20 protein-coding genes are annotated in these 22531 nt (G+C 63.9%); 8 read left to right on the top strand and 12 right to left on the bottom strand.

The features are described from left to right. Positions 1 to 18: 18 nt before the first annotated feature. Positions 19 to 969 (bottom strand): DUF6492 family protein, encoded by a 951-nt coding sequence (locus tag ACWAUO_RS01760; RefSeq protein ID WP_460772543.1) that lies wholly within the window; start codon positions 967 to 969, stop codon positions 19 to 21. Positions 970 to 1142: 173 nt separating this feature from the next. On the opposite strand from ACWAUO_RS01760, the gene ACWAUO_RS01755 reads away from it, so the two are divergent. The 3 genes from ACWAUO_RS01755 (at position 1143) to ACWAUO_RS01745 (ending at position 4954) form a co-directional block, all read left to right on the top strand. Next, positions 1143 to 2555 carry an oligosaccharide flippase family protein gene (locus tag ACWAUO_RS01755; RefSeq protein ID WP_460772541.1) on the top strand — a complete coding sequence of 471 codons (1413 nt, stop codon included), beginning with the start codon at positions 1143 to 1145 and terminating at the stop codon, positions 2553 to 2555. A 97-nt stretch (positions 2556 to 2652) separates the two neighbouring features. Further along, positions 2653 to 3939, top strand: coding sequence for an O-antigen ligase family protein (locus ACWAUO_RS01750; RefSeq protein ID WP_460772540.1), 1287 nt, complete (start codon positions 2653 to 2655; stop codon positions 3937 to 3939). Next, positions 3929 to 4954, top strand: coding sequence for a glycoside hydrolase family 6 protein (locus tag ACWAUO_RS01745; RefSeq protein ID WP_460772538.1), 1026 nt, complete (start codon positions 3929 to 3931; stop codon positions 4952 to 4954). The genes ACWAUO_RS01750 and ACWAUO_RS01745 overlap by 11 nt, the downstream gene beginning before the upstream one ends. On the opposite strand, the gene ACWAUO_RS01740 is transcribed toward ACWAUO_RS01745, so the two are convergent. Further along, on the bottom strand, positions 4903 to 6156 hold the full coding sequence (locus ACWAUO_RS01740) for a glycosyltransferase (RefSeq protein WP_460772537.1): 1254 nt from the start codon (positions 6154 to 6156) through the stop codon (positions 4903 to 4905). The two genes, ACWAUO_RS01745 and ACWAUO_RS01740, sit on opposite strands and share 52 nt — an antisense overlap. After that, positions 6153 to 7031 (bottom strand): glycosyltransferase family 2 protein, encoded by an 879-nt coding sequence (locus ACWAUO_RS01735; RefSeq protein WP_460772536.1) that lies wholly within the window; start codon positions 7029 to 7031, stop codon positions 6153 to 6155. Before ACWAUO_RS01735 ends, ACWAUO_RS01740 begins: the two co-directional genes overlap by 4 nt. 180 nt (positions 7032 to 7211) lie before the next feature. Here ACWAUO_RS01735 and ACWAUO_RS01730 point away from each other — a divergent pair, with 180 nt between their 5' ends. Together ACWAUO_RS01730 and ACWAUO_RS01725 are read left to right on the top strand one after the other, a co-directional pair. Then, positions 7212 to 8066, top strand: coding sequence for a hypothetical protein (locus ACWAUO_RS01730; protein WP_460772534.1), 855 nt, complete (start codon positions 7212 to 7214; stop codon positions 8064 to 8066). A 29-nt stretch (positions 8067 to 8095) separates the two neighbouring features. Then, positions 8096 to 8581 (top strand): DUF4916 domain-containing protein, encoded by a 486-nt coding sequence (locus ACWAUO_RS01725; RefSeq protein ID WP_460772533.1) that lies wholly within the window; start codon positions 8096 to 8098, stop codon positions 8579 to 8581. Between the two features lie 4 nt (positions 8582 to 8585). On the opposite strand, the gene ACWAUO_RS01720 is transcribed toward ACWAUO_RS01725, so the two are convergent. Genes ACWAUO_RS01720 through gmd form a run of 3 tightly spaced genes read right to left on the bottom strand, consistent with a single transcriptional unit; the run spans position 8586 to position 10880 of the window. Next, positions 8586 to 8852: a Dabb family protein gene (locus ACWAUO_RS01720; protein ID WP_460772531.1), complete on the bottom strand. Its 267-nt coding sequence runs from the start codon at positions 8850 to 8852 to the stop codon at positions 8586 to 8588. A 19-nt stretch (positions 8853 to 8871) separates the two neighbouring features. Beyond that, positions 8872 to 9855, bottom strand: coding sequence for a GDP-L-fucose synthase family protein (locus tag ACWAUO_RS01715; protein ID WP_460772529.1), 984 nt, complete (start codon positions 9853 to 9855; stop codon positions 8872 to 8874). Then, on the bottom strand, positions 9852 to 10880 hold the full coding sequence (gmd, locus tag ACWAUO_RS01710; protein ID WP_460772527.1) for a GDP-mannose 4,6-dehydratase: 1029 nt from the start codon (positions 10878 to 10880) through the stop codon (positions 9852 to 9854). Before gmd ends, ACWAUO_RS01715 begins: the two co-directional genes overlap by 4 nt. Positions 10881 to 11127: 247 nt before the next feature. Between gmd and ACWAUO_RS01705 the strand changes: the two genes are divergently transcribed. Together ACWAUO_RS01705 and ACWAUO_RS01700 are read left to right on the top strand one after the other, a co-directional pair. Continuing rightward, positions 11128 to 11868: a WecB/TagA/CpsF family glycosyltransferase gene (locus ACWAUO_RS01705; RefSeq protein ID WP_460772525.1), complete on the top strand. Its 741-nt coding sequence runs from the start codon at positions 11128 to 11130 to the stop codon at positions 11866 to 11868. Continuing rightward, entirely contained in the window at positions 11865 to 12938 is a 1074-nt protein-coding gene (locus tag ACWAUO_RS01700; protein ID WP_460772524.1) for a glycosyltransferase family 4 protein, read from the top strand. The genes ACWAUO_RS01705 and ACWAUO_RS01700 overlap by 4 nt, the downstream gene beginning before the upstream one ends. A 509-nt stretch (positions 12939 to 13447) precedes the next feature. Here ACWAUO_RS01700 and ACWAUO_RS01695 read toward each other — a convergent pair. The 6 genes from ACWAUO_RS01695 to ACWAUO_RS01670 all read right to left on the bottom strand — a co-directional run bounded on the left by ACWAUO_RS01695 (position 13448) and on the right by ACWAUO_RS01670 (position 20728). Then, a complete protein-coding gene (locus ACWAUO_RS01695) occupies positions 13448 to 14623 on the bottom strand; it encodes an MATE family efflux transporter (protein WP_460772522.1) in 1176 nt (391 codons plus the stop codon). Then, positions 14620 to 15537: a glycosyltransferase gene (locus tag ACWAUO_RS01690; protein ID WP_460772520.1), complete on the bottom strand. Its 918-nt coding sequence runs from the start codon at positions 15535 to 15537 to the stop codon at positions 14620 to 14622. Before ACWAUO_RS01690 ends, ACWAUO_RS01695 begins: the two co-directional genes overlap by 4 nt. A gap of 214 nt (positions 15538 to 15751) precedes the next feature. After that, positions 15752 to 16936 (bottom strand): O-antigen ligase family protein, encoded by a 1185-nt coding sequence (locus ACWAUO_RS01685; RefSeq protein WP_460772519.1) that lies wholly within the window; start codon positions 16934 to 16936, stop codon positions 15752 to 15754. A gap of 14 nt (positions 16937 to 16950) precedes the next feature. Continuing rightward, the gene (locus ACWAUO_RS01680; protein WP_460772518.1) at positions 16951 to 17889 is read right to left on the bottom strand and encodes a polysaccharide pyruvyl transferase family protein; all 939 of its coding nucleotides are present in this window, start codon (positions 17887 to 17889) and stop codon (positions 16951 to 16953) included. After that, on the bottom strand, positions 17886 to 18938 hold the full coding sequence (locus tag ACWAUO_RS01675) for a glycosyltransferase (RefSeq protein WP_460772516.1): 1053 nt from the start codon (positions 18936 to 18938) through the stop codon (positions 17886 to 17888). The genes ACWAUO_RS01680 and ACWAUO_RS01675 overlap by 4 nt, the downstream gene beginning before the upstream one ends. Positions 18939 to 19168: 230 nt before the next feature. After that, positions 19169 to 20728, bottom strand: coding sequence for a sugar transferase (locus ACWAUO_RS01670; RefSeq protein ID WP_460772515.1), 1560 nt, complete (start codon positions 20726 to 20728; stop codon positions 19169 to 19171). A gap of 239 nt (positions 20729 to 20967) precedes the next feature. Here ACWAUO_RS01670 and ACWAUO_RS01665 point away from each other — a divergent pair, with 239 nt between their 5' ends. Next, complete coding sequence (locus tag ACWAUO_RS01665; protein ID WP_460772513.1) at positions 20968 to 21846, top strand: glycosyltransferase; 879 nt, start codon at positions 20968 to 20970, stop codon at positions 21844 to 21846. Positions 21847 to 22531: the final 685 nt, after the last annotated feature.

Here is a 22531-nt window from a genome sequence, read left to right as displayed (position 1 = left end):
CCCCAGCCCCCGCTCGGTTCAATATAGCGGGCGCTCTTCGGCAGGGCGCGCCGCGGCCTCTTCGACCTGTCGGAAGATCCGGCGGCGCTGCTCGACCTCGGTCGGGATGGTCGACTGGATGAGGCAGAGTGCGTGCTCCGGGCGGAGTTCCGCCACGAATCGGGCTTCGTCCTCCGGCCCCGTGAACGGGTCCTCCCAGCGCGCAAGGATCATGGAGCCGGAGTCCGGCCGGTGGCCGGCGGCATCCGTTCCCATGACCTCTTCGACGAAGACGCCGTAGAGGGTGTACTCGGAGAACTGCTGCGTGCGGGCGAGCGCGACCCACCACGGGCGTCCGGCGACCTGCGTGATGCGCTTGGTCATGGCGCGCACCACGGACGCGCGCCACATGATCGGTTGGTCGATGTACTCGCCGCGTTCCGGCGACCGCGTCGTGACGCCGAGCAGGCGGTCTGCGGCGTCGTGCCAGCTGCGGTGCCCGTCGAGGTCGATGCGGTCGGGGTGCCGGTACAGCCGCACGAGGCCGTCGCGTTGCACGTCGTCGATGCCGAGCGGGCGGATGAAGGCGAGGTCGGAGTCGATGTGCATGACGACATCGACCTCGGATGCGGCGGCGACGGCGATCTTGAGGATCTGCTGCGCGATCCAGCCGCGCACGGGCGCGCTGTACGGCGTGACGTAGACGTTGCGGCGGGGGAGGTGCAGTATCCGCCGCACGCGAGCCGTGGGCATGGGGACCTGATGGAAGCCGGGCGGGAAGCACTCGTCAGTTGGCACGATGCGCCGGCGTTCGGTCGCCAGCGGCGCGAACCGGTCAAGGTCGCGGCGCGGCACGATCACCCAGTGGTCGATGTCGTCCGACACGAAGCGGTCGATGCTCTCGCACAGGATGCGGCAGGCCTCGAGGTCGCCCTCGTACGAGCAGGTGAGGATGCGCGCCTGTGTCGGCGCGCGCGTGTGCGCGGTCACGATCCGTTGTCCCCCATGCCGTCCGCCCGTGCGGCGCGGCAGGGGCACGCTACCACGCGGGCGCGCGGCTGCTCGCGGCGGCCCACCCGCGCGGGGGAGCGCGCTCGAGCGGGTATAAAGGACGGGCGCGGGCACTCGCCCGGTCGCACCGGAATTCGACGTGGGGGCGTCATATGTCCATCGCCGCCAGCGCACGCGTCACGCTGGCGAGCCAATGGACCCGGCTGCTCGTGCAGGTCGTCGGTTTCATCGTGCTCTCGCGCCTACTCGACCCGGCCGAGTTCGGGCTCGTCGCGATGGTCGCGCCGGTCGTGGTCATCGCCGGGGTGTTCGCCGATTTCGGGTTGAGCCTCGCCGGCATCCAGGCGCCGACCCTCACCCAGGGGCAGAAATCGACCCTGCTGTGGCTGAACGTCGTTGCCGGGCTGGCGGCAGCGGTCGTGGTGGGCGCGCTCGGTCCGCTCCTCGCCCTGTTCTACGGCGAGCCCCGGCTCGTTCTGCTGACGCTCGTGCTCGCGATCCCGCTGCTGCTGTCGAGCGTGAGCGTGCAGTTCCGCGTGGAGCTCACCCGTGCCGGCCGCTACGGCGCGCTCGCGCTCGCCGACGTCCTCTCCGCCCTCGCCGGTCTCATCGCCGCGACCGCCGCCGCGCTCGCGGGCGCCGGGTACTGGGCGCTCGCCGCACAGTCGGTGACGCAGGCCCTCGTGCTGGTCGTCATGGCGGTCGCGCAGGCGCGGTGGCTGCCGACGCGGCCAGCGCCGATCCGTGAGGTGCGCTCGATGCTCGTCTTCGGCGGCAACAGCCTGGCGCTGCAGCTCGCCAACCTCGTGAGCACCTCGTTCGACCAGGCCATGGTCGGCCGGTCGCTCGGTGCCGAGGTGCTCGGGCTCTACAGCCGGGCGTCGCAGCTCGTGTCGATGCTCATCCTGCAGATCGTGTCGCCGCTCACGCGGGTGTCGTTGCCGCGCCTCGCGAAGGCCGAGACGGATGCGGACTTCAACCGCGACCTGCAGCGCACCCAGTCCGTCATCGTCCTCCCGCTGCTCGCGGCGGTGTCGCTCCTGGCCGCGGTCGCCCCGGCCGGGATCGTCGTCTTCTTCGGCGAAGCATGGGAGGGTGCGGGGCCGCTCACCCGCATCCTGTGCGCGGGCGCGGCGTTCCAGGCGGTCGGCTACGTCTATTACTGGGGCCTCCTCGCCCGCGCGCGCACCGGCCTGCTGCTCGTGGCGGAGCTGCCCGGTCGCGTCGTCATGGTGGCGGGCGCGTTCCTGCTCGCGCCGGTCGGGGCGTGGGCGGTCGCGGCGGCGATGAGCGTCGGCCAGCTCGTCATCTTCGTCGGGTCGACGATCGTCGTCCACCGGGCCGGCATCGAAACGCTCGCGATCGTCCGGCTCGCCGTCCGCCCGGCCGTGGTCGCCGGGATCGCGTTCCTCGCTGCGTTCTGGGTGACCGAGGCGATGCCCGTGCCGGCGCTCACCGAACTGCTCGCCGGGCTCGCGGTGTGGGCGGTCGTCATGGCGGCATCGCTGGCCGTGCCCGCGGTGCGGGGCGACGTCCGCGCCTTGGCGCGCAGCATCCGCCGCTGACTCCCCGCGACGGGCGGGCGCAACGGGTAGCCTCAAACGGAGTGCTGCGGGTGGGGCCGGGCTGGGGGAGTCGATGAGCGGGACCGTTGGAGCGCGTGTGAGCGCGCCCGCCCGCACGCGCCTGCGGCTGTGGATCTCTCCCGACGCCGCGGCCGTCGTCATCATCGTGCTGCTGTGGGTGCGGAGCGTCGGGCAGCTCATCGCCCTGTCGCTGACCGTCGACAAGGTCTCGCAGGGCGTGGGAGAGGAGGCGGCGAGTTCCGCGCTCTCGTCGGCCGTCTCGCAGGGTGCCTACGTGGCCTTGCTCGCGGTGTGCGGTGTCGCGGTGCTGTTCCATCTGAACGACATCACCCGCCCGGGGCTCTGGCGAATCGCCGTGATGCTCGTGCCATGGCTCTGGCAGCTCACCCGCGGCGCATACGCCGGGCAGGTCGCCCCGGATGCGCTGCTCTATCCGCTTCTCGTGCTGGCGCTCGCCGCCCTGCGGCCGCGGCCGCGCGTACTGGCCGCCGTCGGCGTGCTCGTGGGACTCACCGCGATCGTGGCGGTCGTGCTCGGGTTCGTCGCCCCCGATGCCGGCATCGTGCGCGAGGCCGACGGCACCGAGCGGGTGCGCAGCGACAAGGCCCTCTTCCCGTCGCTCGGACTCCTGCAGGGCATGTTCACCTCGGAGAACACGCTCGCCGGGTTCCTCGTGCTGGGCGTCGCCAGCATCCTGCTCGTGCGGCCCCTCTGGCTGCGGTTGCTGCTCCTCGCGGGCACCGCGTTCGCGATCGCCTGGAGCTCGAGCCGCGGCGGGCTCATCACCCTCGCCGTCGTCGCGGTCGTAGGACTCGTGATCGCGGGGCTGCGGCTGTACGAGCGGATGCGGGCCGCATCCCTCCTCGCCCGGCTCGGCGCGGCGGGTGCCCTCGCGGTGGCGGCGGCGCTGCCGTTCCTCGGCTGGGACGACGACGCGTTCAGCGTGCGCGGCGTGATCTGGAACGTGTCGCTCGAGCAGTGGACCGAGCACGCGCTCTGGTTCGGGCTCGATGCGGAGTGGTATACCCGCATGGCGCTCACCGAGACGTCGCCGCTGCACGCCGGTGCCGTGCACGCGCACAATGACGTGCTGCAGATGCTCGTCACTGGCGGCCTCGTGCTCGGAGTGCTGTTCATCGCATGGTTCTGCGTCATCGGGTACGACATCACCCGGGTCGGGACGCCGCTGCTGACGGTGGCGGCCATGCTGCTCATCGCCATCGCGACCAGCGGCGCGCTCGAGGTCGTCTCAGGGTTCGTGACGGGGTCGCGCCAGTGGGTCGGGGGGCTCGTGCCGCTGTGCGTGCTGTTCTTCGCGCCGAAGCGCGAGGCGTCGAAGGAGGGAAGCGCGGGTGCGGCGTGATCGGGAGCGCAGGCTGACGCGGCGGGAGCGCCGGAACGTGTGGCTCGTCGGGTCGATCGCCGGCGTCGCGATCGTCGTCGCCGGGGTGCTCGCGGTGGTCGGTGTCTTCAAGCTGTCGCTGGCCGACCTGTTCGGCGAGGCTGCTGCGCCGACACCGACCCTGACCCCGAGGACGGATGCGGTGCTCTTCGTCGCAACCGACTCGAACGCCGCGAAGGCCGCTGCCGAGGACCCCCGGTTCGATGCGCTCGCGGCGGTGCCGCAGCCGCGCTGGCTCGCGGGCTGGACGACGGTCGAGTCGGTCGAGGACGACACGCGCCGGTATGTGGATGCCGCCGCGGCGGCGGGGGCGATCCCGATGCTGGTGCTCTACGAGATCCCGGAGCGGGACTGCGGGCTGTCGGTCGGCGGCTTCACGGTGGACGAGTACCTGCCGTGGGTCGACGGTGTCGTGCGGGGGCTCGGTGCGGACTCCGATGCGATCGTCATTCTCGAGCCCGATGCGCTGCCGATGCTCGACACCTGCCCGAACCCGGACGTGCGCACCGAGCTGCTGCGCGAGGCGGCCACGCGGCTCGCCACGACGGGTGCCGACGTGTACATCGACGCCGGCCACTCGGGGTGGCACTCGCCGGAGGAGATGGCGGACCGCCTCGTCGAGGTCGGGGTCGCCGAGGTGCGCGGGTTCTCGACGAACGTGTCGAACTTCCGTCCTACCGAGGACGAGATCGAGTACGCCGAGCGGATCCGAGCACGGCTCGCGGAGCTCGGCATCCCCGACGCGCACTACGTGGTCGACACGAGCCGGAACGGCGCACCGGTCGAGAACGGCGACGTCTGCAATCCGCTCACCGCCCGGTTGGGGGAGGAACCGCAGTTGTTCACCGGCGGCGGGCTGGACGCCTACTTGTGGGTGAAGGCGCCGGGCGAACCGGACGGCCCGTGCAACGGCTCGACGCCGGGTCAGCTCTTCTGGGCTGAGGGGGCGCTCCGCCTCATGGGCGAACTGGACTGACCGGCCGCCTCTGCGATCACGTCCGCGTACGCGCGGGTGACGGCGTCGACGGAGAAGTGCGCCGCGAACCCTTCGGCGATCGCCGCGGACCGCTGCGACCAGGCGGCATCGTCGCTGAGGAGCTGAGCGCACGCAGCGGCGAACTCGGCGGGGGTCTCGGCGAGGATGATCCCGTTGCTGAGTCCATCGAACCCGCGGGCCCCGAGCCGGTTGGTGACGATCGGCACACCGGATGCGGCGGGGCCGCCCATCTTGATGTTGACGCCGCTGCCACCGAGCACCGGGTTCACGAACACGCGTGCGCGGGCGAATTCGGGGTCGAGGTCGTCGACCTCGCCGACGAAGTCGACGTTCGGGTCTGCGTGCAGCTTCGAGGCGAGCTCGGCGGGTGCGCCGCGGCCGACGACTCGTAGCCGGGTGCCGGGCCGCTGGGCGGCGAGCAAAGGCAGCGCGGTCGTGCGGAACCATTCGAGTCCCTCGCTCGAGAGCGCCTGGTCGAGTGCCCCGACGAAGAGAAGGGTGTCGCGGCCCTCGGGGGTTGCGGGCGCCGGCAGCTCGCGGAGGGCGCCCGTGTGGACGAGCGGCGGCAGGTAGCGCACGGTCGCGCCGCGGTAAGCGCCTGCGTCCGCATCGGAAAGCACGGCGACGGCCGCAGCCCGGACGCGGAAGCGTCGGCGCAGGGCGCGGCTGGCGCGCTCCTCCCACCGGAAATAGCAGCGGAGGGCGGCGTTGCGGGCTCCGGGGACGAGCTCGCGGAAGAAGCGCGCCTCGTCGTTGTGGCTGCGGATGAGCACAGGGACGCCGCCGAGCGAGCGGGAGAGGTCGTCTGCGAACGGCCACATGAAGTCGTGGGCGGTGTAGATGAGATCGAAGGGCCCGGCGTCGCGGGCGGCCTGCAGCATCCGAGCCCGTTCCCGACCGATCGGGTGCCGTGTCGCGCCGATGTAGGGCGTCGTCGGCCGCTGCAGCATGGCGCGCAGGCGCGGGGGTCGGTCGTAGAAGGTCGTGGGGACGGGCACCGCAGCACGGTGGGCGGCTTCGAGCTCGGGGGTGGTCCACGGGTCGCGGGGCATGAAGAGGTGCACGTCGTATCCGAGCACCTGGCTGAGCAGGATGACCTCGTTGGCGGTCTCGACGCGGTTGCCGCTGTGCTTGGGGTGCAGGAACTCGTCGGCGACGAACAGGATGCGGGGTGCGCTCATCGTGCGGCCTCGGCGCCCGCGGTGGTGAGCCGGCTGGTGTCGTCGCGTTCCCAGGTGTCGGCGGGCTGCCGGCCGAAGCGCGCGCGGATGCGGATGGCTGCGTAGGCGGCGATGTAGACGGCGAGGTCAACCCACAGGCGCGGCTGGGGGAGTACCCGGCCGAGGAGGGCGCGCACGGAGCCGCCGGTCGTGGTGGGTTCGTGGAGGCGGCCGGGGTGGGCGGCGCCGTAGCGGTCGAGTTCGGCGTTGCCGCGCTGCCAGCGGGTGGCGCGCCGGACCTGCGCGCGCAGGGTGGTCGGCGGGCGTGCGATGAACTCGGCGTCGGCGATGCGGCGCTCGGTGGCGGTGAAGCTGCGCTGGACGAACAGGTCGTCGGCGATGAGTGCCGGCCAGTCGGCGATGCGGGCGTGGCCTGCGGCGTTGACCGCGTAGACGCCGGAGCCGATCATGTGCGCGGTGCGGTAGTCGGTCTGCGCCCAAATGCGGAAGTATGCGCGTGCCCGGGCGCTGCAGGCGGTGGTGTCGATGACCATGCGGGCGCCGGCCGCGCGGGGTACGTCGGTGTCGAGTGCGGCGACGATGAGGCGGGCTGCCTCGGTTGTGAGGGTGATGTCGGCGTCGAGGTAGATACGGGGGAAGACGCTCGCGTGCGCGTCGGCCGCGCGGAGTGCGGCGGTCTTCGAGGGCGTCGCGAGTTCGATGACGTCGGCACCCGCGGCGCGTGCCCGGGCGGCGGTGTCGTCGCTGGAACCGTTGACGGCGACGATGACCTCGAACTCGCCGGGTTCCGCATCCGCGAGGAGGTGCGTCAGGCATCCGTCAATCACGGTGGCTTCGTTGTGCGCGGGGATGACGATGCTCGCGCGTACCATCATGCTCCCCCAAAGCCGATGCGGTGCCGCCATGTGGTGCGTGCGACGGCACCAGCCTAGAGGTTGGGCGCGGCGCTCGGTGATCGGAAGGAGTGCGGTCAGAGGAGTGACACCTCGTAGTGTGGAAGCGCGTCTCAGCGGCCGTGGGGGTCGCGTTCCTGAGGCGAGAGCATTGGGGGCCGCTTGGACATCGTCGACTACGGGCAGAGACTCTTCGACAGCGTCATCACCGACTTCATCTCGACGGTGATCGTGATCCCGGTTGTGACCTTCTTGATCGTGAAGTTTCTCCAGTTTCGGAAGGCAGCTCGAGTATGGGGTCCGAGCCGGTCGGCGCTCGACCTGTGGGGGCCCACTCCGTACCCGACGATCGTGCTGGCGACCAGTTCCATTTATCAGGGCGCGAACAACTACCAGCGACCGCAAACAGGAATCGGGCAGGTTCGAGGACTGGCGGTGTTCGGGAGTTCGCTGGCGCGGGCATATCGGTCGGTGTTCGACGACCGACGTGTGATGCTTTCGCACGATTGCCATCTCACCCGAGGTGAGTTCACTCATGACTTGATCGTTCTCGGCGGACCGAAGACGAACAGCGTGACGCGCGAACTCCTCGAAACCCATCTCGCCTCCCGACTGCCTAAAGGGTTCGAATTCGAGACCCGAGACCGGGACGGTGCCGGCGGCGGCTACGACGTGCTGACGGTGGCCGGGGTCGTCACCAAGCCACGCAACGACGATGAGGTGGTCGGCATGGTGCTTCGTTGCCCGAACCCGCTGGGCGGCCAGCGCACGACGTTGACGATCGCCGCGGGTCTTGGAACGTACGGGACGGAAGCGGCGGCGCGAGCGCTCGTGGAATGTGTCGAACTGCACGCCCCCGTCGCGTTCTCGAAGCGGTGGATCAGCACCGAGCATCGCAAGTCGCAGGGGTATATCGCTGTGGTTCGCGCACAACTCACAGGTGATCCCGCCGCCGGGAGTCCGACCCGTGGCGTCGTCAATCCCTGGGTCGAAACGATGATCTGGCTACCGAAATAGAACGGTGGTGTAGAGGGGACGATGGACGCATGAGCTTTCTGCCCGCCGATCGGTATGCACAAATCGAATCATCCATGCCCATCCTTTGCGTGGACTTCGTCCTCGTAAGAGAGATCGACGGTGTCCGTCAGGTCGGGCTGATCCTTCGTGACTCTCCTCACGGTCGGGTGTGGTGTCATTTAGGAGGGCGCGTGCTGCGGGGCGAGACCATCACCGCTGCGTTGCGCCGCCATGCTACGGAAACAATCGGTATCGCACCCGTGTTGGCACCGAACGCGCAGCCGGACTACGTCTACGAATGGTTTCCTCCGCCCCTGGCGCCGTCGGATGGCACTGTGTTCGGCGATGATCCTCGCAAGCACGCGGTCGGATTGTCCTATGTGCTTGAGTTATCCGGCGCTCCGCAACCGAGAAACGAAGCGATCGATTTTGCGTTCTTCGACGGCCAGAACCTCCCGGGCGACCTGTGGCCTGGCTGCCGCGAACTCTTCGAGCGCATGCCTCTTTGGAGTTAGTGGCTCATTCGACGTAGTCCCCGATCCACCAGTCTGAGATCGTCGCCATAAAGTCGCCGACCTCCCGATGTCTCGAGTGGGTTTGAAACCGATCGAACGCTTCGGCATCGGTAAACGTCGCGTCCTCCACGAGGATTCGTCCTTTGCGGGCGTCCAGCGACGTCTCTACCCGCCACGAGATGACCCCCGGGAGCAGCGCGAGTGAGCGGAGTTCCTGGAGAGCTCCGCTCACCTGCGCATCACTGGCGTCGTCGTGTATGCGAAAGAGCACGACGTGACGAAACACTTGGCTACTCGCGAAGGCGGTCTACATTGTCGCGGTACCAGGCGACGGTCTGTTCGAGGCCCTCGTGGAGGCTGATCTTGGACGTCCAGCCGGCCTCTGCCAGCTTCGACACGTCGAGGAGCTTCTGCGGGGTGCCGTCGGGCTTCGTGGTGTCCCACTCCGTCTCGCCTTGGAAGCCCGTCACACCCGCGATCGTCTCTGCGATCTCTCGGATCGTCACATCGCTGCCGGTGCCGACGTTGACCTGATCCGGCCCGTCGTAGTGCTCCAGCAGGTGCAGGCATGCATCCGCCATGTCGTCCGCGTGGAGGAACTCGCGTCGCGGGTTTCCAGTACCCCAGTTCGTCACCGACTTCGCGCCGTTCTTCGCAGCGTCGTCGTACCGGCGGATGAGCGCAGGAAGCACATGCGACCCCTTCGGGGAGAAGTTGTCGTTCGGCCCGTACAGGTTCGTGGGCATCGCGCTGATCCATGGCAGCCCGTACTGGCGCCGGACGGCCTGCGTCTGCAGAATCCCAGCGATCTTCGCGATCGCGTAGGCGTCGTTGGTCGGCTCGAGATGCCCGGTGAGGAGCGAGTCCTCGCGGATCGGTTGTTCGGCGAACTTGGGGTAGATGCAGGACGAACCGAGGAAGAGCACGCGCTCGACATCGTTTGCGAGGGCAGCGTCGAGCACGTTGATCTGAATCCGCATGTTGTCGGAGAGGAAGTCGACCGGGTAGGTCGAGTTCGCGAGAATGCCGCCGACCTTCGCCGCAGCGAGGACGACGTACTTCGGCTTCACCGACGACATGTACTCGAAGACCGCATCCCGGTTCTTTAGGTCGAGCTCGGCTGAGCTCTTCCCGACGAGTCGCTGGAAGCCGGACGCCTCAAGCTTGCGCCAGATGGCGGATCCGACGAGCCCCCGGTGTCCAGCGACGTAGAAGTTCGCGTCTCGATCGAGTTCGGCCGGCGTGTACTCGACGCCGTCGACGGCGGTGGTCATGCGGTTCCCCAGGAGGCCAGTTTGACGGTGTCGCGCCAATCGGCCCCGTGTTCGAGTGCTTGCATGTCTGCGTCAACCATCAGCTTGGCCAGTTCCTTCCCATCGATCGTGGGAACCCACCCGAGTTTCTCAGCTGCCTTTGACGGGTCGCCGATCAGAGCGTCGACCTCGGTGGGACGAAGGTAGCGCTCGTCGAACTTGACGAACTCCTGCCAATCGAGGCCGACGTGGCCAAACGCGGTCTCAAGGAAATCCTTGATGGTGAGGCCGACGCCCGTGGCGAGGACGAAGTCTTCGGGCTCGTCTGCCTGCAGCATGCGCCACATGCCTTCGACGTACTCAGCGGCATAGCCCCAGTCACGAATCGAGTCCAAGTTTCCGAGGTAGATGTCCTTCTGCACACCGGCCTTGATGCGTGCAACAGCGCGAGTGATCTTGCGGGTGACGAAAGTTTCGCCCCGCCGCGGGGACTCGTGGTTGAAGAGGATGCCGTTGACCGCGAACATGTCATACGCCTCGCGGTAGTTCTTCGTGATCCAGTAGCTGTAGAGCTTCGCGGCAGCGTACGGCGAACGCGGATAGAACGGAGTCGTCTCGGACTGCGGCGGCGGGGTGGCGCCATAGAGCTCAGACGTCGAAGCCTGGTAGAAGCGCGTCTTGATCCCCGACAAGCGCACAGCCTCAAGCAGACGGATCGTGCCGGTCCCGGTGGTGTCGGCCGTGTGCTCTGGCTCGTCGAACGAAACCCGGACGTGGGACTGGGCAGCGAGGTTGTAGACCTCATCCGGATTGATCTCTGCCATCAGGGTGACGAGGCGGGCGCCATCGCTCAGATCCCCATAGTGCAGAAAGAGCTTCGCATTGGGGTCGTGGGGATCCGTGTAAAGGTGGTCGATTCGGTGGGTATTAAAGGTCGAGGCGCGCCTGATCAGCCCATGGACCTCGTACCCCTTGGACAAGAGCAACTCGGCCAGGTAGGAGCCATCCTGGCCGGTGATTCCAGTAATGAGGGCACGCTTCGTCAACTTGGATCCTTCCGCGGAACGACAGACGCTGGCAACAATACAGTGGTTATGTGTCCATGCTGTTGCCGCCGTGGTCCCGAACTATGCGCCACGTGAGGATCACGTCTGAGCGCACTTCGACTCGGCGGAGTGCACATCGGAAACGGGTGCGAAAGCAGTGAGTCGTAAAGCGCCGTGCGGAGTCGCACCACCCGCCCGGTAGACTTGGCGTGTCTTGAGGACATCGCCTCTACATCAAGGAGCGTACGTGAGAGACCTGACGACGGTGACAATAGGTGCTGTTCCGTTCGTCTTAGCCTCAAGCGATAGTGCCAAGGCGCTCCTGCTCGATTCGGCACGACGGCGGGAGGGTGTGAGCGTTCGCTTAGCCAACGCTTACTGTGTCACGCTGGCTCAAAGTGATTTGGCGTACGCACACCTACTGAAGTCGGACGGCGTGAATTTTGCCGACGGAGTTCCGGTGGCTGCTTTGATGTCGCGCCGAACGTCGCAGAAGGACCGAAGAAAGTACTTGGTGCGGGGGCCATCGCTTTTTCGCGACGTGGTGGAGCAAACAGAACTTCGCGGCTTATTCGTTGGCGCTAGAGCGGAAACGCTGGAGCAGATCCGGGTGAAGATGCGTGCGCGGGGACGCGAACGGAACTTTGCGGGCTCTATAGCGCCTCCATTCGGGCCAATTACACCTGAACTTATTGACGAAGTCGTCGCGCGTGCCACCGCAGACTGCGCGGACGTGGTCTGGGTGGGTATGGGGACGCCCAAGCAGGACTTTCTGACGAGCGAACTAGCGCGACGACTCTCCGTACCCTGTGTGGGCGTTGGTGCTGCCTTCGACTTCTACGCTGGCACGGTACGGGAGGCCCCGTCATGGCTGCGTGGATCGGGCCTCGAATGGCTTTACCGACTTCTGCGCGAACCGCGACGATTGGGCCGTCGATACCTGGTGGGTAACGTTCAGTTTCTTTGGGCCGTGCGGGGTGGGCGATGAGAGTCGTAGTGTTTAGCCAGCTGCCGCCCCCAGTCCACGGGTCAACTGTCGTTACCGAGCAACTAGTGAAGCTACTCCGGCGCCGTGGGGATCGGGTGCGTGTACTCGATCGTCGGTACAGCCGAAACGTGTCAGAGGTCGGGACGATTTCGCTTCGAAAGGTCGGAGCGTTCTTCTCGCTACTTGCCCGCGCCGTTCGTATGCTGGCCCGGCGCCCTCAGCTTCTCATATTTTTTGCGACGAACCGGCCCGCATCCTTCGTGTCGGACCTCGCTGTATGCGCTATCGCGACCGTCTTTCGGGTCAAGATTGTGTATTATCTACACTCTGTAGGATTCAGTGCCCTTGCGGGGCGAAATAGTGTTCTTCGCTCCGTCGTTAGATGGTTCTTCAAGAGAAGCGACCGCGTCGTATGTCTCAGTGAGAGTGTCGCCGATGATGTCCGCGCCTTCGTGCCCAAGCAAGAAATCGCTATCGTAGCGAATGCAGTGCCTGCCCATTGGCTAGCTGAGGCGAAGAGGGACGCTAGTAAGTTCGTATTTCTCGCCAATTTGCTCCCTGATAAAGGCGCCAGTGATGTTGTAGAGATCGCGCGTGAGTGCAAACGTATCGGTAGTAGTGCTCATTTCGAACTATATGGGCATCCTGCTGATTCCGAGTATTTCGCTGGGCTCATCGACAGTATCGCCGCACTCGACAACATCGAGTATCGAGGCCCGATCGCCGGTAGCTTAGAGAAAAGCAAACTGCTCTCGGGGGCGGTTGCGCTGCTCTATCCCACTCGTTACGCGCTTGAGGCACAGCCTCTCGCGATCATCGAGGCTCTCTCTGCCGGGACGCCAACGATCGCGTACGCGAAGGGGTCTATACCCGAACTAGTGCGGGGGACGGGAGTCGTGTGTGCTGATCGCCCCGCCATGCTTCGACACGTGCTCTCCTGGGCCGACAGCACCGATGAGCAGATGGAGCGCCGTCGAGAAGAGTGTCTTCGGCGTTATGAACAACTCCACAGCGAGCGTGCGTTCCGTAACGCCTGGGACGGCATTCTTACAACGACTGTCCGAGGGTAGGGGAGACCGTGCGTCAGACGCTCACGTTGCGATCGCTCATAATGTCAGACGCGGCGAGGATTACGCCTCATCCGCCGAAATGGCGCGATGTAGTGCGCATGGCGGTTCTCCACCCAGCCTTCCGCACGGCATTGTTGTTCCGCTTGAGCTCCCGAGGCCCTGGTGTGCTGAGGAAGCTCTTCGCTTCGATGAATCTGGCGCTTCATGGGGCTGACATCGATCCGCGAGCGAATATCGGTCCGGGAGTCCTTATCCAGCATCCGAGCGGGGTAGTCATCGGCGGCGGAGCTTCTCTGGGTAGTCACTGCACATTAATGAGTGGTGTTGTGCTCGGGCGTCGCCGGGTAGAAGCGAAGGACGCGATTCAGGAATATCCCGCCGTCGGGGAAGGCGTTCTACTTAGCACCGGCGCAGTCCTCCTAGGGTCAATCGTCGTGGGCCCAGGCGCGACGGTCGGCGCGCAGAGTCTAGTTCTCAGCGATGTGGGCGCCGGCGTTACCGTTGTGGGCTCACCGGCCGTTCCTGTTTCGCCGAAGCTCAACTAGCAGTAGAACATAGGTCGCTAGGACCGTCGCGGCGGAACCGATGAAGAGGCTCCACGCGAAGGTAACGAGGTTCTCGCTTGCGGCCCATATAGCTATGGCCCAGCCGACTGCGACACCGGCGATCTGGCCGAGTATCGCAACGCGAGCCATCCGGCGGGCCCTGATAAGAGCACTTCCGGGCTGGCCCAACAGGACAAGCGTGGTCAGGCACACGATTGGAACCAAGATCGTCGATACCGCCCGCCAACTTTCGCGTGGTGTCAGGGCGGGCCCAATCCAGGCCAGTCCATAGATGGCAACGAGTGCCGAAACAATAGCCACCACTGCTGCGAGGCAAAAGAGCTTGAGGGTCATGCGCTCCTGAGCGGCGGCGCTTTGCGTTCGACCAACTGACCGAATAATCGCCGGAGTGAAGGCTGTGCCGACCAAGGAGATCGGGGCCGTTAGGCTCTGTGCAAGCTTGAGGGACCCAAATGACGCGGCGCCGAACGCTCCCAGCGCAAGGAACGGAATCAATTGCGCCGCCACGCTACCGACGGTGAATTGAATTACTGTAGCCGCCTCGAACTTCCCCAACCGTCCGACATAAATGATTGCTCGCGAAATTCGAGGGAAGCGGGTCCGCGCTAGGGCCCAACCTAGCCATACGAGCGCCGACGAAAGCGCGAATGTGTAGGCGATCGTGTGCGCGCTCTTCCACGCGGCTACGGCTCCAATCGTAACTAGGATGAGGCGGCATAGTTCAGCCGCATTAACGAGCGTCAGAGCCCGGGTGCTTCCTGCTTCATTGAACGCCATATATCGGGCGGCATCTGAACCGACGAAAGCGGCAGCATAGACGGCGGCGGTGGCCACCGTGATCCCACCGGCGAAGAAGCCCCACGTGCCCAGTATGAGGATGAGAACTGTCGTGATAAAGACAATTAGGTCTAGATACCCTTCGCCTCGGGTATTGCCGGCCAGTAGTTGTTCGCCGAGCACGGCGCGGATAGCGGCGAGCAATATCATCGACACGGACAGAATAGCGGCGTAAAGACCAAACTGCAGCGGACTCATCGCGTGAGCAAAGAGTAGCGTTGCAATGAAGGAGACGCCTGCTTGCGCCGCCTGTGAAAGCGCCAGACCGACGTAGTGTTTCATTTGCTCTGCGCTTGACGGAGCACTGCCGCGAATCTGCGCGAAACGGCGCCGCGTGTCGAAGACTCCGCAAACTCCGACGCGCCTGGTGCGGCCTCGGCCTCTAAGAGACGGGCTAGAGCGTCTATCCCGGACTGTAGGTCTCCGTACGGCACAACAGTGCCCAGGGAGTAGGTACTCACGCGCCAACCGACCAACCCGTGATCAGTAGCAAGTACACGAGTCCCACTGGCAGCGGCACGTACGAGCACCCCGGACGTTGAGAGGAACTCCGGCGCGTACGGCATAAGCACCACATCTGCGGCGGCCATCCTGTGAGCTAGGTCTACGTCGGTGATGTACGCGGCCTCATGAACAAAATCGGATCCAAAAGCTTCACGAAGACTGTCGAGCTGGTGTGCGTACTCAGGAGCGACCCCGCCTACGAGCCATAGCCGGGTATTCTTGTCGCGCGAACGCGTGCCAAGCAGGAGATCAACTGCGAACGGAAACCCCTTTCGACGATCTTGGTACCCCACCAGCAGCACGACCCGCTCACCCGCGGGAATATTCAGGACGCGTCTCGCTTCTGCTTGCTCGAAGGTGCCGAAGGGGCCCGTCCACGGGTCGGGGAGTACGTGGACGCCAGAGCGCCCTTCGAGTCGTTCATCGAACACAGCTACCGACGCGCCCGCAATAGCGCGAGCTAGGTCAAAGTAGAACTTCTTCACAATCTGGCGAAACCCGCGGCGGGGCTGAACCTCGCGATAATCATCCACACGGTACCGTACGAAGATCGTGTGAGTCCGGCGGGCGACGCGTAGCCTTAGGGCCAGTAGAAGAAGGGCGCGCGGGTAATCGTCTATCGCGGTGAGAACGACGATGCGCCCATCCCCTGTCTGACTTTCCCGCAAAGCAGCTCCCAGAAGGGCCCGCATGTTATGTGTAGTCACCGGGTCCCGAGGCGAGGTCATCTTGTGCGAGCCGAACCAGACGACGTTATTCGTATGCGCGAACTCGACAAGATCAGTGTCAGGGCGTCGCGAGAAGGAATGAATCGAGACGTGGGCGCCCGTAAGGACGGCGCCGTCGGCTAGACATTCCAATACGTGAAGGCGAGACGCGAAGGGAACCCCCTCGATGAAGATAACGTTAGGGTTCAACTCTGCTCCGATCAACTTCCGGAAACCGGAGCAACGCTACAAAAATGAGAACATAGAACGCTACGGCGGTGCCAGGTTTCTCGAGAACGGGATTCACGGAGATGCAGGCTAAACCGCTAGCAAGCGCGGGCAGCCAGGTAGCCGCCCTTTGTCGTTCACTCCCGACAGCAAGTAGACCCCGGAATAATGCGATAGCGATCAACAATACGAGCAAACCGACCGCAATCCACCCGCCCACGGTTCCAACCGTCAGCAGCGTGTTATGAAACGGAACCAGCTGGATGCGACCGTCAATGTTGGCCAGGCCTGTTATCGACGCCTGTGCACGTCCGCCGAAGAATGGATTCGCCTCCAAGATGTCGCTAGCTTGGCGCCAAAGCCCTTCGCGCGTCGTGGTGTTGTTTACGCGACCAAAACGCACGTAGAAGTCATCTACAAGCCGCGAAAGGGAGGGCAGAGCGACCATCATCACCGCAATGCTCACTATCAACAGGGTGGTCGCCCGGAATCGGTTTCTACTTTTCAATAGAAGCGCAACGAAAAATGCGGTCCCTATCGCTATTACGGAGGTCGCAGAGGCATAACGCAACAACGATAAGGCCATCGCCGCGACGAGCAGTACGCGGACAAGTCGCCATCGGCGTTCCGGGACAAGCGTGAATGCCCAGATCGCCAGAAAGATCCGCTCGTGACTCAAGCCAGTATTGGGTGACCCTCCTGAGAGGGTGAGGACACCGTCGATCAATGTCACTGTACCGAACAGGCCAGCGGCGAGAGGCACCCAGGCGACTTCTTTACGCCGGTTTGGACGCGCCCGCAACGCGACGTAGGAGAACTCGAGAAGAACGAGCAGACCCGCGCCGTAGACGATGATGAAGGTATCTTGCGCGAAGCGCCCTGCATCAATGGCGATGATGACTAGGTAGATCAGAAGGATGGCGAGCAAGATGGAGACCGCGGCACCCGTGGGAGAAATTCTTCCGCGGGGTATGTCGCGTCGGCTATCGAGCATCGCGGTGATAACAAGTCCGATGGCGACAGCGCCATAACCTAGAGTGCTGTGCTCAAGGATTCCGATCGAGTCGAGTGCTGCGATTACCAATGCGGCAGCAGTGGTGCGGGGCAGACGAGCGAGAGGCGTAGGGCGAGCATCCCGCGCGGTTGCCGTAAGCATATGGCTCGCTCGCATTAGAGCTTGAGTTCCTCGACAAACAGCTTCTTCCACTCAGTAATGGCTTCTCTGTCGATGCGAAGCAATGTGGAAGACCGACTCTTCGAGTGCGCGACATCGGCGTGAGTGAACGCGTTAGAGACGATGGGTAGGCCAGTGTCGGCTGAAATTTCAGTCGCTCGATTATCGATTGCGACTATTGTTGCTCGCACATTGTGTTGTAGCGCGCGAACACCCGCATGAAGACGCGTCCCAAAGTAATCCGAGTCGTGTTTATCGAGTGCCTCGTCGAATGCGTGCAGGCTGGGAGGGATGAACGATACATCTACCTCGAGCGACTCAACGTAACTCTTGTCCTTGGCTCCCTGTAACCAAACACTGACGCTGTCGTACAACTCCCCGAGTGCAAGAAGCATTTTCCGGTCTCGTGTGGGGTTTCGATGGTAATCGGTGATCGTCGCAATGACGTTGCGTCGCTCTTCGGGATGATGAATTACATCATCCAATCGCCACATAGTGGGGCAGCCAGTATTGATGGCCTTAAGGCCGAAGCTTTCGAGACGCTCCTTCGTGTACGCGTCGCGCACGCTGTGTGTGCGGTCGCGCAACAGTCGCTGCCAGATCGACCGCGAGAACCAGTTAACATCCTGATACTGCCACCAGCCGACGCCTAACAAGTTCGTTCGCCCGCCGTACGAACGAGCAATGCCTGGATCAAGCTTCCACTGGATGTAGCGCGGTATGTTGCCATTAAGTAGGTTCGTCCCGCCCACTACGAAGCTTTCGCATGATCGAATCGCCGCGCGCTCGCGTCGGGTGGGTAGACGTTGAGTCGGTAGCTTGCGAACATCGTCGTCGCCGAGTAAATCCTTAAGTTCAACTCCGACCGCGTCGTGGATGATCTCGTCACCGAGGTTTCGGCTAGAGACACTCGGGTCAAGCCATCCGATCTTCATTTTCCTCCGCCGCTGCTCCCCAGCCCCCACCATTCAGTGAGAAGGGGCACCAGTCTACTTCGATCCCAACGTCGCGTGGGCTCGGGCTGGGGAGCTGTCAGAACGTCGTGCACGGCCCTCGCGAACGTCTCCGGCGAAGCATCTGACGGCACGATGGCCCCGCCAATGTCTGAAGCGCGAACCATGGAGTCTGCGCCCGATCCCTCGTAAGCGATAGAAGGCGTCCCTACTGACGCGGCTTCACCGATCACCCAAGGAGAGCCCTCACGAGACGAGGGATGAGCAAGGGCGGATGAGGAAGCGATCAACTTGAGGGCGTCCTCGCGTGGAACGCGACCTACGAACTCGACTCGATTCTGGAGCCCCATCTTGAAAGTGAAGTCCTCAAGACGACTGCGGAGTGGGCCGTCACCGATCACTATCAAGTGAGCAGCTGCGAGCTGCGGCGTCGCCATCGCCTGAATTGCGATCCACGGGCGTTTGCGCGCTTCGAGCACGCCGGCAATTGCCACGCGATTACGTACTTTAGCTTCCGAAATCGAGTGGTGAGGAACTACAACATTTGGTTCGAAGGCGACGTTCCCGTGAGTTTGACCATCCGCGCCGCTTCGATACAGGAAATCGAACGAGCGCTCATTGTTTGCGATCACGAGATCGGCTTGGGCTGCGAAGGTCTTGGCGGCCGCTCTCGCCAAGCTGAATATAGGCCCCCTGCTGCTTGGAACCGCGATAGGCCCCCAGATGGTGCGACGCGCGCTCCGTGGAAGGGCGGGTGGAAGCGTGCCCGAGGCGAAGGTGACTTGATGGACGATGTCGAGAGGGCCGTCAGCGGCTAGTCGCGACAGCAGCGTCAAGCAGGGCCGACGCCAGGCCAGGTAGCCCATGCGGGTTTTCGCGTGAACGTGATGGTCCCCGACCCACCGCGGGACGGGCACCGGGTGGAGCTTCACAAAACGGCTTAGTGCTTCTTCGCTCAGCGCAGTCTCGAGTTCGCTTTCATCGCGCTTATCAACGAGGGCGTGGAGATTGATCTTGTTCGCGCTCGCCACAAGGCAGGCTGCGCGAAGAAATTCCCACCCGACGCCGCCTTCGCTCCCGTACCCGGGGCGCGCTGCAAACGCCACGAGTGCAACTTGCTTCGCTTGGTCCAAGATTCCACTCCAAATGTCATTGGGCGCGCGGGGAAAGGAGAGCCAAACGACGAGAATTCCGGCGTCGAAGTTCTCAAGGGCACGCCTGTGCGCCCACGCGTGTTCGGGTGGCCTCAAGTCCTCCGGTCTTAGTATGCCGATTCTCCTGGCATCAGTGCGACCCGAGCAGTCTTTGCGAGGATCGCCATGTCCCCGAGGAGACTCCAGTTTTCGACGTACGAAAGATCTAGCCGTACAGTCTCATCCCAGGACAAAGAGGAGCGCCCGCTCACCTGCCACAGTCCGGTAATACCTGGCTTTACAAGGAACCGTCGGTGAACGTGAGAGGCATACTTCTCGACCTCCGTCTTCAGCGGGGGTCGTGGGCCGACGAGAGACATGGAACCGGCAAGAACGTTTACTAGCTGGGGCAATTCATCGAGGCTGTACTTGCGCATTATTCGACCGATCCGAGTGACCCTCGGGTCGTTCTTCATTTTGAAGAGAACCTCGTTGCCGGCGTCAATCCCCGACTCGAGGCGGTGCTGATGCAGTACGTCAAGGCGTTCTTCAGCATCCTGCACCATCGAGCGGAATTTTAGCATCGTAAACTCATGCCCGCCTCGTCCAATTCGGGTCTGGCGAAATAGAACTGGACCAGGGGATGTTGATGCGATTGTGATCGCAAGAATGGCAAAGAGAGGACTGAGGGCTATCAGGCCACAGAGGCTGCCAGCGAGATCCAGCAATCGCTTAAGGAAGAGCTGCCCCTTGCTGAAACGCGGGGTTTCCACGTGGATAAGGGGTAAACCAGCGACAGGTCTGGTGTGTAGACGTGGGCCCGCTATGTCCACGATGCTAGGCGCAAGGACGAGATGTTCTCGGCCCGCCTGTAGCCCCCACGATATTTGTTTGACTTTATCGGGCGGCAGTTCGTCCGTGCTAGTGATAGCGACGGTGTCGGCGTGCGTTGCTTTGACTGACTGCTCCGTAGATTCAACATCTCCCACTACTGGGATCGGTGTGCCTGGAATTACGCCACCGATGGCGGGGCTAGGGGTGCAAGCGCCTACGACGGTGTACCCAGCGCTCGGCAGCCTGCCTAATTCGCGAGCTACTTGTGCTACTGAACTCGCAGATCCGACGAGAAGTACACGTGCGGAATAACCCCCTTGTTTGCGCATCGCGAGCAGCCACTGGCGCCAGAGCCATCTTACGATAAGCAGGACAAGCACGCCCACCGGAAGGCTGATGAGCAAGAATCCTCGCGCCAGGTCGATGCGGGTGAGGAACGCGACAATTGCGATAGCGCCAAATAGGCGGAGGCTTGAATCAGCTATGCGGATATACTCGGATGTGCCGGCGCCAATAATGCGATGGCTTCTTGAGTCGCTCCATGACAGTGCCCCCATCCATAGGGCAATTAATGCCGCTGAAAATAGCCAGTACGATATATCGGATATTCGTGAGTCTGCCGACATGGCGAGCTGAGCGTTTCCAAGACCGAACCACGCAATCTGCGTTCCATAGACGACCCAGACCAAAGCAACGAAGTCGCTTATCCACAAACGCCTGGCGTAGCGAGACCGCCAGTCATCGGGCCACCGATCGCGCGGCTGCACCTGCGCTGCGGACCCGGCGGCGACCTCGGGGGACTGAGCCTGTTGTGACTCACCGCGTCCGGCTTTGTAGTGCCGGCGTGCAGCCATACTGGCCCCTTCTGCTAGTTCGGATCTTGACTCACCCGCTACGGTAGCAAGTCATTTTTCCTCAGGATGACGCGTCACTCCGTGCGAGCTGCGATCGCGGAGTCTCCGCGCGAATATCGCCCCACTCAGGCGTTTCGCGATGTGCGCAGGCATTCGGGGGATGGTGCACGGTGTCTGCTCGTCGGCTCGCTCAGCGGTCGGGGCTCGCAGCCATGTAGCATTCCGTCACGCTGTCGTTTGTGCGCGCTGGGGGTTGTGTGGGGGAGTTGGTTGATGTGCCAGGAGCTCAGGCGCGCCCTGTGCTGACCGTTGTGACGGTCGTATATAACGATTGGCCGGGTCTTGCTCGGACGCTTGAGAGTGTGTGGCGACTCCCTCTTGGGTCTGATGTAGAGCATTGGGTCATCGATGGCGGCACGGACGGGGAGGTCGCTTCCCGCCGGGCCGAGATCGCCGCTATGGGCAGTCACTCGCTACATGAGCCAGATGCGGGCCTCTATGACGCGATGAACAAGGGGATTGAGCGGGCTCATGGCGATTACGTTTTGTTCATCAACGCCGGTGACCTCATCGACGATGAGTTCTCAGTCAATGTCTTGAGACCATTCTTAGGGTCGGGGCGTGTGCTGGTCGGTTATAGCGTCGAGCGTTGGGGGAACGACTTGTATCTTCGCCCCGGGCTGGGCATGGAGTCGCGGGCGTTGGAAATGCCCCCGCACCAGTCTACGTTTTATCCGCGGACGTTCTACGAACGAGCGCGATATGCGCTAGATCGCCCTCTCGGAGCGGACGGTCAATACACTGCGCGGGCAGTGCAATGCGTGGGTGCCCTGTTTATAGGTGCTGTCGTCTGCGAATTTGAAATCGGGGGGCGTAGTACAACGTACACTCTAGCGGCCGTCATCACCCGTTGGAAGGAGCAGTCGTCTGCCCGGGCGCGGGTAAAGACCCTTTCTAAGGCAGTCATGTGGCGGGTGCTGCCCCGATCCGTTTTCTATCGAATGCTAGCGCGAGGGAAATTTACGCGCATTGGTGCGCGGCCCGCTGGCATAATCTCGGCACCTATTGAGCTTTCTGTCGGTACTGCAGGCGACCCTGGAGTGTCTTCTGTGGGTTGAGCAGAGTTCTTCCCGTGCGGTGCTGATCCGCAGAATTGAGTCGGAAGGCGCATTGAGAGTCCGAGTCGGTCATGTCGTCTCGTGGTCTCTGGCGCGCTTACGCAACGCAACGGGCGCTTCGAAACGTGTGCTCATCCGGTGGCCGCAATCGGCGCTGGGTGGCAGGTTGCGTTGAGATTCATAGTGCGTCTGCTACGTTCGCCGGCGGGGGAGCCGACTTCGGTCGGCTCAAAGTTGGGGGAATATCGCATGGCTCAGAGCCGTGGCGCGCGTTCGCGCCTGTTCACTTCGTTCGCTGCGTTCATCGCGACGGTCGCACTTGTGGTCACCGGGGCCACCGACGGCATCCGCCGAGGAGCGCGTTCCTGAGCCGGCACCGGCGATGACCGCGCCGGTGAAGACCCCCGAAACGGTGGAATCACCACCGCCGACGGATACGCCCGTCGAGCCCCCGTCGGTCTTGGCCCGGCGGAGCCAACCACGGCCATTACCGCGGCCGTGGACCTGGAGCCGATGCCGACGCCGGACCCGGAGCCTACGCCGACGCCGACCCCGACCCCGGAGTCCACCCCGGTACCGCAGCCGAGCACCGGCGGGCCCGTGGGCCCCCGACGCCGCCCAGCTGAACGACGGCAACCGCGGCAACTTCGATCTCGGCTCGAACCGGGTGCCCGTTGGTGCATCG

Source organism: Microbacterium sp. GXF7504, from assembly GCF_054798235.1.
Note: the sequence above shows the minus strand (reverse complement) of the source record. Positions and strands in the feature narration are given on the sequence as shown.